Source organism: Pseudomonas sp. KH_050 (assembly GCF_057838875.1).
In genome coordinates, this window is the sequence record NZ_CM174478.1 from 3,364,442 (window position 1) to 3,379,745 (window position 15,304).

Annotated in this window: 11 protein-coding genes and 1 pseudogene; 6 read left to right on the top strand and 6 right to left on the bottom strand. The window is 59.1% G+C overall.

Translation table 11 applies throughout. From position 1 onward, the window contains the following. Positions 1-215: 215 nt before the first annotated feature. The 4 genes from pcaQ (at position 216) to AC3IUA_RS15440 (ending at position 5,368) form a co-directional block, all read left to right on the top strand. Entirely contained in the window at positions 216-1,145 is a 930-nt protein-coding gene (gene pcaQ, locus AC3IUA_RS15425) for a pca operon transcription factor PcaQ (protein WP_489355052.1), read from the top strand. 126 nt (positions 1,146-1,271) lie between these two features. After that, the gene (gene pcaH, locus AC3IUA_RS15430) at positions 1,272-1,991 is read left to right on the top strand and encodes a protocatechuate 3,4-dioxygenase subunit beta (protein ID WP_489355054.1); all 720 of its coding nucleotides are present in this window, start codon (positions 1,272-1,274) and stop codon (positions 1,989-1,991) included. Between the two features lie 12 nt (positions 1,992-2,003). After that, positions 2,004-2,606, top strand: a complete 603-nt coding sequence (pcaG, locus tag AC3IUA_RS15435) for a protocatechuate 3,4-dioxygenase subunit alpha (RefSeq protein ID WP_489355056.1) — start codon at positions 2,004-2,006, stop codon at positions 2,604-2,606. Positions 2,607-2,944: 338 nt separating this feature from the next. Then, positions 2,945-5,368: a glucose/quinate/shikimate family membrane-bound PQQ-dependent dehydrogenase gene (locus AC3IUA_RS15440; protein WP_489355058.1), complete on the top strand. Its 2,424-nt coding sequence runs from the start codon at positions 2,945-2,947 to the stop codon at positions 5,366-5,368. 351 nt (positions 5,369-5,719) lie between these two features. On the opposite strand, the gene AC3IUA_RS15445 is transcribed toward AC3IUA_RS15440, so the two are convergent. Further along, a complete protein-coding gene (locus AC3IUA_RS15445) occupies positions 5,720-6,799 on the bottom strand; it encodes an SDR family oxidoreductase (protein WP_489355059.1) in 1,080 nt (359 codons plus the stop codon). Positions 6,800-6,872: 73 nt separating this feature from the next. Here AC3IUA_RS15445 and AC3IUA_RS15450 point away from each other — a divergent pair, with 73 nt between their 5' ends. After that, entirely contained in the window at positions 6,873-7,262 is a 390-nt protein-coding gene (locus AC3IUA_RS15450) for a MerR family transcriptional regulator (protein WP_489355061.1), read from the top strand. Between the two features lie 344 nt (positions 7,263-7,606). On the opposite strand, the gene AC3IUA_RS15455 is transcribed toward AC3IUA_RS15450, so the two are convergent. Continuing rightward, entirely contained in the window at positions 7,607-8,575 is a 969-nt protein-coding gene (locus AC3IUA_RS15455; RefSeq protein ID WP_489355063.1) for a DNA-binding protein, read from the bottom strand. Positions 8,576-8,756: 181 nt separating this feature from the next. On the opposite strand from AC3IUA_RS15455, the gene AC3IUA_RS15460 reads away from it, so the two are divergent. Continuing rightward, the gene (locus AC3IUA_RS15460; RefSeq protein ID WP_489355065.1) at positions 8,757-9,704 is read left to right on the top strand and encodes a site-specific integrase; all 948 of its coding nucleotides are present in this window, start codon (positions 8,757-8,759) and stop codon (positions 9,702-9,704) included. 34 nt (positions 9,705-9,738) lie between these two features. On the opposite strand, the gene AC3IUA_RS15465 is transcribed toward AC3IUA_RS15460, so the two are convergent. The 4 genes and pseudogenes from AC3IUA_RS15465 to AC3IUA_RS15480 form a co-directional block, all read right to left on the bottom strand. Then, entirely contained in the window at positions 9,739-10,770 is a 1,032-nt protein-coding gene (locus tag AC3IUA_RS15465; RefSeq protein ID WP_489355067.1) for a patatin-like phospholipase family protein, read from the bottom strand. 7 nt (positions 10,771-10,777) lie between these two features. Continuing rightward, positions 10,778-13,963, bottom strand: a complete 3,186-nt coding sequence (locus AC3IUA_RS15470) for an adenylate/guanylate cyclase domain-containing protein (RefSeq protein ID WP_489362366.1) — start codon at positions 13,961-13,963, stop codon at positions 10,778-10,780. Between the two features lie 123 nt (positions 13,964-14,086). Beyond that, a pseudogene (locus tag AC3IUA_RS15475) lies at positions 14,087-14,227 on the bottom strand (zinc-ribbon domain-containing protein); the annotation flags it as partial. 180 nt (positions 14,228-14,407) lie between these two features. Then, positions 14,408-15,304 (bottom strand): LysR family transcriptional regulator, encoded by an 897-nt coding sequence (locus tag AC3IUA_RS15480; protein WP_489355069.1) that lies wholly within the window; start codon positions 15,302-15,304, stop codon positions 14,408-14,410.

Here is a 15,304-nt window from a genome sequence, read left to right on the forward strand (position 1 = left end):
ACGGTCGCTTGTCGCTCGACCTCGCTCAATGCATTGCGCAGCACGGGTCGTACGGTGGTCGTTCGGGCATCGGCCTCGATAACGTCTGCTTCGGTAAAGTTAACTATCGTATTACGCTGGGATGCAAAAAGGCGTTGAGTTTTCCGATGCAACCGCCACAACTGATTTTTCGCGTCCAAAAAAATGTACGCATATCTCGAAGGTAGCGAACCCGATTGAACATCGATACCCGAATCAAATTCCGTCATCTGGTGTGTTTTCTTGAGGTGGCGCGCCAGGGAAGTCTGGCACGCGCTTGCGACAAGTTGGCAATCAGTCAACCTGCCCTGTCCAAGACACTAAAGGAACTGGAAACGCTGCTCGCTGCCAAGCTGTTTGAGCGCAGTAAAAAAGGCTCGACGCTGACGGAGGCCGGCGTGGCTTTTTTGCGGTATGCGGGACCGAGCGTGCAATCGCTGCGTGAAGGGGTCAACAGTTTGCGCTCCGGTGAACATGAGCCCATTGCCGTGCGGCTCGGCGTACTGTCCACCGTCGAAAGTCTGCTGGTCCCTGAAGTGGTCTGCCGTTTACACGACCGACATCCCGCGCTAGCGGTCAGTGTCGTGACCGGGCCAAGTGCCTATTTGCTGTCCCAACTGCGTGTCGGAGAGCTGGACCTGGTGGTCGGCAGAATGACTGATAGCCCGTTGATTCAGGGGCTGACGTTCGAGCACCTCTACAGCGAATCCATGACCCTGGTGGTGCGTAAAGGCCATCCGGTGCTCACTGATCCACTGGGGCATAAAAACCTCGAAGACTATCCGGTGGTGTTGCCGTTGGCGGGGACGACGATCCGCAAATTCGCCGACGGCCTGTTTGTGCAGCACGGAATGACTCCATCACGCCAACGCCTGGAAACCCTGTCGGTAGCCCTGAGTCGGCGCTACGTTCAATGCAGTCAGGCCATCTGGGTCGCGCCTTTAGACGCCGTCAGGCAGGACTTGAAGCAAGGTGAGTTGGTGGAGCTGGACCTGGGGATGCGTGAACCCGGCGGTTCTGTGGGGCTATGCACAAATCCCGTGTTGCCGCTGACACCCGCCGCGCAGTGGTGCGTGGAGGCGCTGCGTGAGGTCGGGCAAGAATATCGTGAAGGGCAATATCCATAACCTTTTGGATATGTATCCAGTCGGTTTTTTCAATTTTGCGTCAGGTCGCATAAGAGGAGACTGGGTCACAAGCAACTGCCAACGCGGCGGTTGTCTCTGACTAACCATAAGAATAGGAAGAACGACATGTCTGATGCGCATGACAGCCGGTTCGTCATTCGTGACCGTAATTGGCATCCCAAAGCCCTGACACCTGACTACAAGACTTCGATCTTGCGATCCCCGCGCCAGGCACTGGTGAGCATCCCCCAGTCGCTCTCGGAAACCAGCGGCCCGGACTTTGCTCATCTGAAGATGGGCCGGCACGATAACGATCTGCTGCTGAATTTCAATCATGGTGGCCTGCCCATCGGCGAACGCATCATCGTCGCGGGTCGGGTCTGTGACCAGTTTGGCAAGCCGATTCCACATACCCTGGTGGAAATGTGGCAAGCCAATGCCGGTGGTCGTTACCGGCATAAAAAAGACAGTTATCTGGCGCCCCTTGATCCGAATTTCGGCGGAGTCGGCCGCGCGTTGACTGATCGCGATGGCAACTACAGCTTTCGCACGGTCAAACCCGGCCCCTACCCATGGCGCAATGGTCCCAACGACTGGCGACCGGCCCATATCCATGTCTCCATCAGTGGCCCATCCATTTCCACGCGTTTGATTACCCAGCTGTATTTCGAAGGTGATCCGCTCATCCCCATGTGCCCGATCGTCAAGTCGATCTCGAATCAGGAAGCGGTGCAGAGCTTGATCGCCAAGCTCGATATGAGCATGGCCAATCCTATGGATTGCCTCGCTTATCGCTTTGATATCGTCCTGCGCGGTCAGCGCAAGACCCACTTTGAAAACTGCTGAGGAGGCCTGCGAATGCCCGTCCAACTTCTGCCTGAAACCCCGTCGCAAACAGCCGGCCCCTATGTGCATATCGGACTGGCACTGGAGGCGGCAGGCAACCTGCCGCGTGAGCAGGAAATCTGGAACGTGATGGCTAAACCTGGTGCGCCCGGTGAGCATATTTTACTAAGGGGACAGGTTTATGACGGGAATGGCCACCTGATTCGTGACGCGTTTCTGGAGTTCTGGCAGGCGAATCACGAGGGCGTCTACGACGCCGGTTACGACCTGGAAAAGCCATTCAACTGTTTTGGCCGTACCGCCACTACCGATGCCGGTGAATGGACTATCGAAACCGTGAAGCCTGGCATGCTGAAAAACGCCTCGGGTTTCCCCATGGCGGCGCATATCAATGTGTCGTTGTTCGCTCGGGGCATCAACATTCACTTGCAGACGCGACTGTATTTCGACGACGAACCCGAGGCGAATGCAGTGGATCCCGTATTGAATCTGATCGAACAGCCACATCGGCGTGAATCCCTGATTGCCCGGCGCTGCATGGTTGATGGCAAGTTGGCCTACCGGTTCGATATTCACCTTCAAGGCGAATCGGAGACAGTGTTTTTCGACTTCTAACCATGACAGCCTCCCCTTTGCGGCTTAGGTATCTACACATCTCGCCGTAATACACATCGAACCTGTGGCTAGGGAGCTTTACGACCGCTTCGCGTCCGAGCGGGAGCAAGCTCCCTCGCCACAGTTATTCGACAGCCTTAAAAGATGTGTAGATACCTATGCCTTTGCGGGGAGGCTGCCTCAGTAATGGGCCGAGATTGCTTATCTCCCGTTGGACGTCAGCCACTCTCGCGTAGCTCCCCCAGCGACTGTGGTTCCACAAACAGCTCCCAAGGCTGGTGTCTTTACTACTCTTAACCCACCCCACAAACGTTCATGCGCCAGCAGGATCATGCAACATGACTAACTCTCGACCTTCGGTATCCGTCAGTCGCTGGCTCATCCGGGTCGTCGCCTTTGGCGTGCTGGTATTTGGATTACTCTTCGCGGCAGGTGGCGGTTACCTCGCCACGCTTGGTGGCAGCTGGTACTTCCTGCTCGCCGGTCTCGGTTTGATCGTATCTGCCGTACTGCTCCTCAAACAGCGTCTCCAAGGTGCCTGGCTGTTCGCGGCGGTGATGGTGCTTACCGTGGTCTGGGCGCTGGTCGATGTCGGGCTGAGCTTCTGGCCACTGATCTCTCGCTTGTTCGCCCTGGGCGTGCTGAGCCTGTTGGTGGCGCTGGTCTACCCGTCCCTGCGCAAGGCCAATAGCCTGGCCAGCGGTCGCGGTGGATATGCCCTGGGCGGTGTGCTGGCAATCGCCGTGGTTGCAGCTGGAGCCGGCATGTTCGTACCCCATGACCCTGTCTCGCCGACCGGTGACGGCCCAGGCCTGACAAAGGTCGACCCTGCCAAGGCCCAGAAAAACTGGGAACACTACGGTAACGACGAAGGTGGCGGCCGCTTCGCCGCGCTGGACCAGATCAACCGTAGCAATGTCTCGAAGCTGGTGCCGGCATGGACCTACCGCACCGGGGACATCGCGATCAGCGACGGCAATGGCGCCGAAGATCAGATGACTCCGCTGCAGGTTGGCGACAAGGTGTTCATCTGCACCCCGCACAACAACCTCATCGCACTGGATGCCGACACCGGTAAACAGCTGTGGAAAAATGAGATAAACGCCAAGACAGCTGTTTGGCAACGTTGCCGCGGTGTCGCCTACTTCGACGCTACCACTGCGCTCGCCCAGCCTGCCGACGGCAGCACACCTGCCAGGCCCGTGTCGGTACCGGCCGGCGGCAATTGCCAGCGCCGTCTGCTGACCAACACCATCGATGCGCGCCTGATCGCAGTGGACGCCGACACCGGCGAGTTCTGCCAGGGCTTCGGTAACAATGGCCAGGTTGATCTGAAAGTCGGTCTGGGCAACGTCCCTGATTCCTACTACCAACTATCCTCGCCACCGCTGATGGCCGGGACCACCGTGGTCGTTGGCGGCCGCGTTGCGGACAACGTCCAGACCGACATGCCCGGCGGCGTGATCCGTGGCTTCGACGTCGTCACCGGCGAGATGCGCTGGGCATTCGACCCGGGCAACCCCGAAGACAAGCAGGCTCCGGCTGCCGGCAGCACCTACGTGCGCAGCACGCCCAACAGCTGGGCACCGATGTCCTACGACCCGGCGATGAACACCGTGTTCTTGCCGATGGGCAGTTCGTCCACCGACCTCTACGGTGTGGAACGTACCGCACTGAACCACAAGTACGGCGCTTCCGTTCTTGCACTGAACGCATCCACTGGCGAAGAAAAGTGGGTCTACCAGACCGTTTACAACGACCTGTGGGACTTCGACCTGCCCATGCAGCCGAGCCTGATCGACTTCACCAAAGCTGACGGCAGCAAGGTGCCCGCCGTTGTGATCGGTACCAAAGCCGGTCAGATCTTCGTGCTTGACCGCGCCACCGGCAAACCGCTGACCGACGTGGAAGAGGTTCCGGTCAAAGCGTCGAACATCCCGAACGAACCTTACTCGCTGACTCAGCCGAAATCGGTGGGCATGCCTCAGATCGGCGCGCAACACCTGACAGAGTCGGACATGTGGGGGGCTACCCCGTTCGATCAACTGCTGTGCCGTATCTCGTTCAAGAAAATGCGTTACGACGGGCTGTATACCGCACCAGGCACCGATATCTCGCTGAGTTTCCCGGGTTCGCTGGGCGGGATGAACTGGGGCGGTATCTCGACTGACCCGGTACACGGTTTTATCTTCGTCAACGACATGCGCCTGGGCCTGTGGATCCAGATGATTCCAGCGAAGAAAGATGCGAAGGCCTCTTCCGGTGGTGAAGCACTGAACACCGGCATGGGTGCGGTACCGCTCAAAGGCACCCCGTATGCCGTGAACAAGAACCGCTTCCTGTCGGTCGCCGGTATCCCTTGCCAGGCACCGCCCTTTGGCACGCTGACCGCGATCGACATGAAAACCCGGAAAGTCGCATGGCAAGTGCCGGTTGGCACCGTCCAGGACACCGGCCCAATGGGTATCAAGATGCATTTGCCCTTGCCGATCGGCATGCCGACGCTGGGCGGTACGCTCTCCACCCAGGGCGGCCTGGTGTTCATCGCCGGTACCCAGGACTACTACCTGCGCGCCTTCAACTCGGCCAACGGAGAAGAAGCCTGGAAAGCCCGGCTGCCCGTGGGTAGCCAGGGTGGCCCGATGACGTTTGTGTCGCCGAAAACAGGCAAGCAGTACATCGTCATCACCGCGGGTGGTGCGCGTCAGTCGGCCGATCGCGGCGATTATGTGATCGCTTACGCGCTGCCTGATAGCAAGTAAACCAGTAACACCTGAAAGCCGCTGTCGCCGTGTGAGGGTGGCAGCGGCTTTTTGTTGCCTGCACGCCTGGCAGTATCAGAAAGTGATGAGCTAGCCTAAATATACAAGGTCGTCTTTTCGACTAGAGCGCAACGAACTGTCGTACGTGGTCGGTGAGTACCGTATCGCCTTGCTTTACAACTTTGGCGGCGGATGTGCCCCCTGCTCTCCCGGCATGGGATCGACAATGACCCGACAAGGGCCGATTTCAACCACAATGGTTGCACTTCTGAGTTGATGAATCCGCATCACTTCCCTCTGTGAAAGTCCTTTTAATCGGGTCGAAGGGGCCTTGTCGCCTCTAGCGAGAAGTCAGCGTGCCCTGCCCTTGTCCAGGCAATATGAGTTGACGAACGTTGCAGTGTGCTGCAAAGACTGACGGATATCCGGTTTGACAATGCCATGCCTGTTGGCAAACTGCTCGACCGCCGCTGTATCAAAACGAGTGGTCTGGATGAAGTCCAGGGCCTCGACGTTTGTATTCAATAACCGCGCGATGGGGGGAATACTCAGTAGCACCCTCAGTAGTCGAAGCGAAATGTGATGCTTGGGCGGCTTCAAGCCAAGGGGGTGTGCCACCTGGGCCAGGAGTTCTCGCAAATTGGGCGTCTGATCATCAAGTACCAGCAGTTCCTGACCCGCCATGGCTGGATCGAAAGCACAAACCGCCACCAGCTCAACCAAGTAATCCACCGTGACCAGCGGCAACCAGTGCTCGGTGGTACCGGGCACTGTAGCCAGCTTTCCCTGCACCAGGTTGCGTATCAGTTCCGCCAGCGGTTGACCGCCAAGAATATGACCCGTGCGGCTATGACCGCAAACCGTCGCGGGGTGAACAACGGTCATCTCCCCACCCTGGGCCGACATCACCTCCAATGTCGCAAAGTGCGCCTCCAGCTTGCTGCCTTCGTAGCCGCCGACACGCCGGTAGACCGCAGGCCAATTCGTCGACGCCGGGCAACCGGGGTCGATGCCTATACGCCGCAAGTGCTCATGGTTCTTCAGCATATAGCCGCCTATCATCACCAGCCGGCTTTTTTGTCCGGACGCCAGCAGCGCCACTCGCCTTGCACCTTCGACGTTGACCGCGCGCGCCTGCTCCAGTGAAAGCCCCCAGGCAAACTGGACGCCCAGATGGAATACACTACTGGCTTGCCTTAGCACTTCTCGGTCAGCATGACTCATACCGAGGTTGTCCCGCCCTAGATCGCCCGCTATGGCAAACACCCGGGCGGCGTTTCCTCCCAGGTTGCCGACTTGCTCACGCAACGCGGCCAGTCGCTCTGGGCTGCGCATCAAGACCCGAACTGTGTACCCCTGCGCACTCAAGTGCGCCACCAGATGCTGACCGATGAAACCAGTACCCCCTGTGACAAAGCATTCCACGCTCATTTCCCTGCTCCTTGGTAAGGTGAGAAATCAAGCGTAAACTATCGACCCAACTCTACAGTCAAGCGATGTTTCAATGAGAATCGGTGAACTAGAGGCCCGCAGCGGAGCAAGTCGACACACCCTTCGTTACTACGAACAAATCGGCTTGATCTCACCCCAGCGGCGGACTAACAACTACCGCGTCTACACCACGCAAACCCTGCAGGATCTGGACTTTATCCAGCGCGCACAGAGCATGGGATTTTCCCTCGGGGAAATTGGCGAGATTCTGGATGCGCAGCGCAACAAGCTGATCGATTGTGCTGCCGGCGCGAAGCTCATTGAAAAGAAGATGGCAGAGATCAAACAGAAAATCGCCAGCCTCCAGAGTATTTATCGGTATCTGGATGAAGAGCGCATAAACCTTGAACTCAGTGCTGCCAGGCAAATTGAGCTTCAGAAGCTGAACAGCTCTTCCAACTGAACTGTCAGCATTCAGAAAAACGAAGGCAATGGCCCAACGCCGAGTTTGAAGTTCAGCACGGTCCCCCGTAGCAGCTGCCGAAGGCTGCGTTCGGCTGCACAGCAGTCGTAAAAACAGGCACTGCGGTATTTCAGACAAACCATGCAAGCAGGATTTACGACTGCTGCGCAGCCGAACGCAGGCTTCGCCAGCTGCTACGGTCCGCATAACAGTCTTGACTGAATGGCCTGCTTCCAGTTTCAAATTTCCTGGAAGCTTCTGGTTTGGCTCTGGACAGTGCCCTACAATCCCTCCAAATCGCAGAATGGTTACATCCTGCGAACTCACGGAGCCAGCTTCCAGCCTTAGTCATCGACTTCTTTTGCGATGGATTTGCGAACGGCATCCAGCTCCGCTACCAACTCCGTCGCTTCTCGCGTCCTATCCTCTAGAGCCTCAGTCAGTTCGTTGATGTCGCGTTGCAAGTGGCTGACCTGCTCCAGCAACACCTGCTTGCCGCCCTCGACTTGCGCAATCAGCGTTTTGAACGAGTTTATTTCACCCGCCTGGCGTTCCTTGATTGTCTCCTGATCCAGGTACGCCCTCTGCTGCTGTCGAGCCTCAGTCAGTAGACGTTCGTTGTCCCGGTTCAGCTGAGTCAACTCATCCTGCTTGATGATCAGCGTCTGCTGCAGATGACGCAGCTCCATCTGGACCTGTTGCAGCTGCCCTTCATGCCGGCGCTGTTCCTGTTCACGCTGCTCCTTGATTGCACTGCGGTAGTGCTCCAGCGCATCTCGCGCATGCAGGTGTTTCTCCTCCAGCGAACGAATCTGTTCGTCTTTGTCCTTCATCCGCAGTTCCAGGTCGCTGCAAGACTGACTGAGCCGTGCATTGCGGGTCTGTTCGACCTGTAATGTCGTACGGCAGGTCTGCAATTCACTCGACTCGGTTTCCAACGCGCTACGCTGGATATTGAACTGTTGCTGGAGCTGGCCAAGAGCGTTCTGACTGGCTTTGAGCTGCTCGGTCAATGCTGTCTTATCGGCGTCAAAGACTGCGAGCGCCCGCTCGATCTGCTCCTCGCCCTCCTCTTGCAGGCGCTGCGCCAGGCGCGCCACCAGCTCACCGAGCTCATCACTGAGCGCCTGCCGGGGTGCACCGCGGCGCTGATCGACCTCTTCGAGTTCCTTCAAATAACGGTGAATTGTGGTCTTTGAGCCGGTATTGCCCAGCTCGACGCGCACCGCATCGATGCTCGGATTCTGCCCGCGAGCCAGCAGCGCTTCGCGCGCTTTCTGCACAATTGCCTTGTTGACGCCGCCACGGGCCATTTTCTGCTCCTACGATTTCGTACTGTTTTACATACCATGTATTTACATTCTATTTGCTCATGTTCTAAAGCGCTATATAAACGCATTTATCTGATAAAATAATTGAGCGTTATCGCATCATAGCGTTGGTTTTCGTCTTTTCCGTCGCTGGAAAAGGTACGTTTGGCGTAGAAGGGTCGAGATGAACAAGGCGGATCGCTACCTGCAGGCCGGTACCCGGGAAAACACCCGGCGCAGCTACCGCGCGGCGGTGGAACACTTCGAAGTGACCTGGGGCGGGTTTCTGCCAGCGACCGGGGACAGCATCGTGCGCTACCTCGCGGAGTACGCCGATCAGCATGCCATCAGCACCCTCAAGCAGCGTTTGGCCGCCCTGGCTCAGTGGCATATCACTCAGGGATTCCCAGATCCAACCAAGACGCCCACCGTTCGGCAAATGATCAAGGGCATCCGGACTTTGCATCCGGCCCAAGAGAAGCAGGCAGCCCCGCTCCTTCTCCTGCACCTCGAACAAGCCGTCGGCTGGCTCGAGCGGGAAGCTGAACTCGCGGCGCAAAGGCATGACTTCAAAAATGTAATGCGGCACAGGCGCGACATTGCCTTGGTGCTGATCGGGTTCTGGAGAGGATTTCGCGGTGACGAACTGGCACGCCTGCAGGTCGAGCACACCCAGGCAGACGCCGGTGCCGGCATCACCTTTTATCTGCCCCACAGCAAAGGCGATCGACAACACCTGGGTGCGACCTTCCATACCCCTGCCCTCAGGAAGCTCTGTCCCGTGCAGGCTTACCTCAACTGGATCACCGTGGCCGGCATTGCGCGCGGGCCCGTGTTCAGAAAGGTGGATCGTTGGGGCAATCTGGCAGACGGCGGCATCAATTCCAACAGCCTGATCCCGATGCTTCGCCGCATCTTTCAGCAGGCCGGTGTCCCGGCAGACCTGTACAGCAGCCACTCAATGCGGCGCGGGTTTGCCACCTGGGCCTCAGCCAATGGCTGGGACATCAAATCGCTGATGAGTTATGTGGGCTGGAAGGACGTGAAGTCGGCCTTGCGGTACGTGGACGCTGGGGCCTCGTTCGCGGGACTCGCCGTTCGAGTCCCGATACCACAGGTAGAGGGCTTGTAGCGCGTTCGAATCAACGCCGGCGCCATGGCGGCGTTCAAAGAAATTCCTTTCGGATGTCGATACTCGACCGTTCGCCAATATTGCGGTAGTTCTCCGTGAGCCACGCCTCGGCCTCGCGTCGTCCGTTGTCGCGCAGTCCGCAAAGGAAGTCCCAGCCCGCGTTGTACTTGCTGGACACGCTGAGCGCGCACATCGCCTCGTCGGACCGAATGGAGTGGATCAGCATCTCCTTCGTCTCGTCGCGATCGACCTTGCCTTGCTGGATGAGGTCGGTGACAAAGGCAATGGTGCGCATCTCACGCATCAGCGACGAGTTGAAGCTGATTTCATTGATGCGATTGAGGATATCGGCAGCTGTAACGGGCACGCCCGGGCGGACGAGCGGGTTGATGTGGACGATCACCACATCGCGCGTAGTGCAGTGGTAGATCAACGGAAAAATGGCCGGGTTGCCCATATAGCCGCCATCCCAGTAGTGCTGGCCGTCGATCGCGACCGCCTGGAACAGTGTCGGCACACAGGCCGAAGCAAGCACCGCTTCGGCGCTGACGTCCTCGCCCGAGAAGATGCGTATCTTCCCCGTCTCGACATTGGTCGCGCACAGATAGAGGTGGAGCGGGCATTGCTTTCGCAAGGCGGCGAAATCGACCTGACTCTCCAGCATCTCCCGCAACGGATTCAAGTTCTGGCGATTGAACTGGTAAGGCGAGAAGAGACGAAGCGCCATGTCCGCGAACGCATACATGGGCGAATGGTCCAGCCCGAAGCTGTGGGTCCCTTTCAACCATGGCATCCAGCGCAACGGGTTATGACGCTCGGCGGACTGCGCCACGGCGTGCCAGAAATCGTGCAGCGCCTGGCGCGCGCCGGCCTCGTCACCCTGCAGCATACCGTAGGCCAGCACGACGGCATTCATCGCGCCGGCACTGGTTGCGCTCACCCCTTCAATGGCAAGCCTGCCGTCCTCGAGCAACCGATCGAGCACGCCCCAGGTGAACGCACCGTGCATCCCGCCGCCCTGCAAAGCCAGCGCGACCGGCTTACGCTCATCGCTGCCATGCGTCATCGATCGTTCACCCCCCGCTGGGTGCCCATGCATCGAGCAGCGCCTTGGCTTGTCGCAAATCAACGCTGTCGAAGCCTTCGGTGAAGAAGCTATAGATGTCGGCCAGCATTTGCCTGGCCGCCTCCCTGTCTCCTGTTTCCCATAGCTGAGCAAGGCTCACTGTGGCTCGTAGCTCGAGGGACTTTGCCCCTCGTTGTCGAGCGACCGAGATCGCCTTCTGAAAACAGGCTTGCGCTTGCTGCTGCACGGCAGAATCCTGTCGGTCTTCGCCCGGACATTGGAGGGTAAGAGCGCCCTTGAGCCGGTACAGTTCTGCTTCATAAAAGTGCTCGCCTGTTCTGTTCACCATAGCCAGAGCGTCAGTCACGGCATCCAATCCTGCCTGCGGTTGCCCGGCGCGTCCGTGAGCTGCGGCCAGCAGGGAAAGAAAATAAGAGCATCCAAGCTCTGCTCCGGCTGCCTGGTAAGTGGCGATACCTTTGGTTATCTGAGCGATTCCCTCGTCAAGGTTTCCCTGCTCGGCGCGAACCCAACCCTGGAGAATAGTCCCCCACGCCAAATAAAACGGGAACCCTTGTTCGACTGAAAGCTTGATGGCGGCATCAGCACACTCTTCGGCAAGTTGTACGTCGTGCCGAAACTGTCCCAGTATCGACGTAGCGGACAGGGTGAAGGCCAGGCTGAACGGGTCGAAAATCTTATTGGCCAGAGCAAGGGCTTCCCGGCTGCGCGTGCTTGCCTGATCGGGGAAACCCAGGAACCAAAGGGACCAGGCCGAATGTGACAGGGCGTAGCCCGGGTCTATGCCGTACGTAATGGCATGTGTGCGATGACGGTCCGGGTTGTAGAGGGCACGCACCCGCTCCTGGTGTTCAAGGGCATTGCTCAGATCACCCCGTAAAAGCAATGTCGCCCCGAGTGCCGCATGGGCTCCCACGAGCAAGTCCGGATCCTGCGCAGCTTGCGCAACACTGAGCAATCGTTCACCCAGCTCGCATGCCGTTGAGTATTGCGCACGCAACTGGTAGTACATCCGCAATCCCATCAGCGCAGGGAAAAGCGAGTCGTCGCCTACTTGCTCGCATAGCGCCAGTGCACGGGTGTAGGTGGCCGCCACCTCGGGCACACCATAGCCGCGCACGGCCATCAAGGCCGGCCCCAGGCAAAGCAGCAACGTCAGTTCCTGATGAGCACGCGTGGGCGTGTCGGGCAACTGCTCGAGCAATTCCAGCGCCGCGCCGAGGTGACGCATCGCATCGAGATGAGCGCAGTGCTGGAGGGCCTGTTGCCCGGTGCGGTACAGGTATTCCACGGCCTTCGGGACATTGCCGCTCAGCCGGTAGTGGTGCGCCAGTTCGCTGCTGTAATCCGCGATGCGGCTGGGGAACAGTGCCTCGATGGCCTGCGCCGTGCGTTCGTGCAGTGCGCTACGTCGCTCCGTGAGCAGCGAGTGGCCCGCGACCTCCTGGGTCAGCGCATGCTTGAACGAATACTCCACTTCCGGAAATGCGGGCCGCTGGTAAATGAACTCCGCGGCCTCCAGTCGGGCCAGCAGATCGCGCAAATCGTCGTCCATCCGAGCGTCCCGTCCATCATAGATGCGCTGGATCAGACTGAATGCAAACTCCTTGCCGATGACGGCGAGCGTCTGCAGCAATTCCTTCTCTGCAACGGGGAGCCGGTCGATACGGGCGGCGAGCACCCCCTGCACGGTGGTGGGAATATGCAGCGCAGCCGGAGTTTGCTCGATCCGGTAACGGCCGGGTTCGCCGAGCAGCGATTGCTCCTCGACCAGCGTTTGCACCACTTCCTCCATGAAGAAAGGGTTGCCCTCCGTCTTCTCCAGGATGAGCTGTTTGAGGGGGACGAGGGAGGGATCATCCCCAAGCAGCGCCGCCAGCATGCCCTGGGCTTCGGCCGGGCCCAGCGGTTCGAGCCGCAGCTGGCTGCAATGACCCGTGTGCGTCCACGCAGGCTGATACTCGGGCCGGTAGTTCACGAGGAGCAGGATCGGCGCACTCGCCACGCGGTCGATGAGGCACGCGAGGAATGCTTCGGTCTCGCGGTCCAGCCATTGCAGGTCCTCGAACAGCAGTTCGATCGGCTGATCGCGGCTCTCGCGCGCCAGAAGTTGCGTAATCGCGTCGAAGATGCGATCGCGCCGGATCTGCGGATCCATTTCCGCGAGCGCCGGAGTGAGTTCGCCAACACCCAGCAGATAAAGCAGGTAAGGCACGAGATCCTCGAAGCTGCGCTCAAGTGTCAGGGCCTTGCCCATGACCTTTTCCCGGCACCGCCGCTCGTCGTCCAGGGCCGTGATCTGAAAATAGTTTTTCAGCAGCTCGATGAGCGGGAAATAGGCAAAGGCCTTGCCGTGCGACACCGAGAACGTCTCCAGCACCAGACAACCGCGCCGCGAGCGTTCCTTGAACTCATGGAACAGCCGCGACTTCCCGACCCCGGCCTCGCCTACTACCGCGACGACCTGCCCGTGGCCCGCTTTGGCCTGGTCGAGCGCCTGATGCAGGTGGTCGAGTTCGACCAGGCGGCCGACAAACCTGGCCAGCCCGCGATGTGCCGCCAGTTGCAGGCGCGTGCGCAGCGCGCCGAGCCCCTGTACTTCGTACACGACGAGCGGCTCGGGAATGCCTTTGACCTGTGTGGCCCCCAGGGTCTTGAACTCGAAATAGCCCTCCGCCAACTTGTAGGTGGATTCGCTCACCAGGATCGACGAGGGCGCGGCGATGCCCTCCATCCGGGACGCAATGTGGATCGTGTGCCCGACCGGATCGTAATCGGTGTGCAAACTGTCCGTGCGGATCGAACGCACGACGACCTCTCCAGTGTGGATTCCGACGCGGATTTGCAGCGGAATGCCTTTCTCCAGACGAATTCGGTCGCCATGTCGGTGTATCGCCTCCTGCATGCGCAGCGCCGCATACAACGCCCGCTGCGGATGGTCCTCATGGGCGATAGGGGCGCCGAACAGCGCGAGGATGCCATCGCCCATCGTCTTGGCCACGTAGCCTTCGTAGTAGTGGACGGCTTCCATCATCATCGCGACGACAGGCTCGATCAGGCGCTGGGCCTCTTCCGGATCGAGGTCGTGGATCAGCGCCGTGGAGCCGGCCATGTCGGCAAACAGCGTCGTAATGGTCTTGCGTTCGCCGGAGGTCTCGCCCCGGGCTTGCATGGCCGCCTGTTCGGCGCGGATACGCTCGGCAAGGTAGTGGGGCGTGTAATGAATGGGCGCTGGAGAAGGCTCTGAAACAGGCCGGGGGGGCGGTGATGGCACAGCAGGCGCATCGGTCAGCGGCGCGCCGCATTCACTGCAGAATTTGGCGCCAGGACCCGCCTCGTGGCCACAGCGCGGACAGCTGCAAGACAGCCTGGCACCACAGGCTTCACAGAAGCTGGCCCCGGAGGGACTCTCGGATCCGCAGTTTGCGCAGCGCATACGACCTCCTCCCTTGCCTGGTGGTGCCTACTCCTTAACATTAGGCGCCGAACCCGCTGGCGGCAAGACGCGAGCGGATGAGGCACCCTCCCCTGGTCCCTGATGCAAGCGCCCAGACCGGCCTTTGCAGCCCATTGAAGGACCACTTTTTCCCGACTTCGAAAATACAGCTATCACCCGTTAACCAAGAAGCGGCCTGGCAAGTGCGCGCACATGACCACCTACCACCCTGGCGGCTTTAGAGAGCGGATGGTGATGGGTGAAAGCCAAGGCTATGGTTCGTTTGATATCCGGTTTTTTGATCCGCACAGCGTCCAGCAAACCACGCTCGACATCTTCCTGTATTGCCAGAAACGGCAGGATGGTAAACGCCCCTCCGACAGCCGCGACGTCCTTCATGGCATTCAGCGTGTCGACCTCGATGACTACATTCAACGCGACTTGATGCTTGCGCGCCAACTGATCAAGGGTGGTTCTCAATCCGTTAGGGCGAGACGGCAGGATGAGCGGAAAATCCGCTAATGCAGCGAATGCGATCTGTTGCCCGTGTCCCGCCAGGCTTGCGGCCTTGCCTACCAGATAGGTATCAACAATGCCTAATGTCTCCTCATCGCGTGCGTTGGTTACCCCGTAACGGTTAACGACAATTAAATCCAGCTCACCCGCCGCCAGTTTTTCATCAAGATCGCCACTGAAACCTTCCACCACATGAAGGCGTACAGCAGGCGCATGGTTTTGTAATTCAGTGAACAGCGACGGCAACAGCCTGCGCGACATCGATGGCAGAACACCGATATGCACGGTGCCTGCTGGTATGCCAGCAGATTCTCTGACCATGGTTTCAAGTCGCTCCGCCTGCTCCACAAGCAGACGAATCTCAGGCAGCACAAGCCGCCCAAAATCCGACACAACCAGTCCCCGCCCGGTGCGCACGAACAGTTGATCGCCCCACTCCGCCTCCAGTTGCGCTAATTGGCGACTGATCAACGATTGAGCCGTGCCTAACGCAATAGCCGTCCGGGAAATTGAGCCCAGTTCGTCCATCAGAAGCACGCTCTGCAGTTGTTTGAGGTTCAT

Bases quoted from the DNA above. Each gene is read 5' to 3' on its own strand.
- pcaG (WP_489355056.1), top strand. From the start codon at position 2,004: ATGCCCGTCCAACTTCTGCCTGAAACCCCGTCGCAAACAGCCGGCCCC.
- AC3IUA_RS15470 (WP_489362366.1), bottom strand. From the start codon at position 13,963: ATGCAAGCCCGGGGCGAGACCTCCGGCGAACGCAAGACCATTACGACG.
- AC3IUA_RS15480 (WP_489355069.1), bottom strand. From the start codon at position 15,304: ATGAACCTCAAACAACTGCAGAGCGTGCTTCTGATGGACGAACTGGGC.
- AC3IUA_RS15455 (WP_489355063.1), bottom strand. From the start codon at position 8,575: ATGGCCCGTGGCGGCGTCAACAAGGCAATTGTGCAGAAAGCGCGCGAA.
- AC3IUA_RS15460 (WP_489355065.1), top strand. From the start codon at position 8,757: ATGAACAAGGCGGATCGCTACCTGCAGGCCGGTACCCGGGAAAACACC.
- AC3IUA_RS15465 (WP_489355067.1), bottom strand. From the start codon at position 10,770: ATGACGCATGGCAGCGATGAGCGTAAGCCGGTCGCGCTGGCTTTGCAG.
- AC3IUA_RS15445 (WP_489355059.1), bottom strand. From the start codon at position 6,799: ATGAGCGTGGAATGCTTTGTCACAGGGGGTACTGGTTTCATCGGTCAG.
- pcaH (WP_489355054.1), top strand. From the start codon at position 1,272: ATGTCTGATGCGCATGACAGCCGGTTCGTCATTCGTGACCGTAATTGG.
- AC3IUA_RS15440 (WP_489355058.1), top strand. From the start codon at position 2,945: ATGACTAACTCTCGACCTTCGGTATCCGTCAGTCGCTGGCTCATCCGG.
- AC3IUA_RS15450 (WP_489355061.1), top strand. From the start codon at position 6,873: ATGAGAATCGGTGAACTAGAGGCCCGCAGCGGAGCAAGTCGACACACC.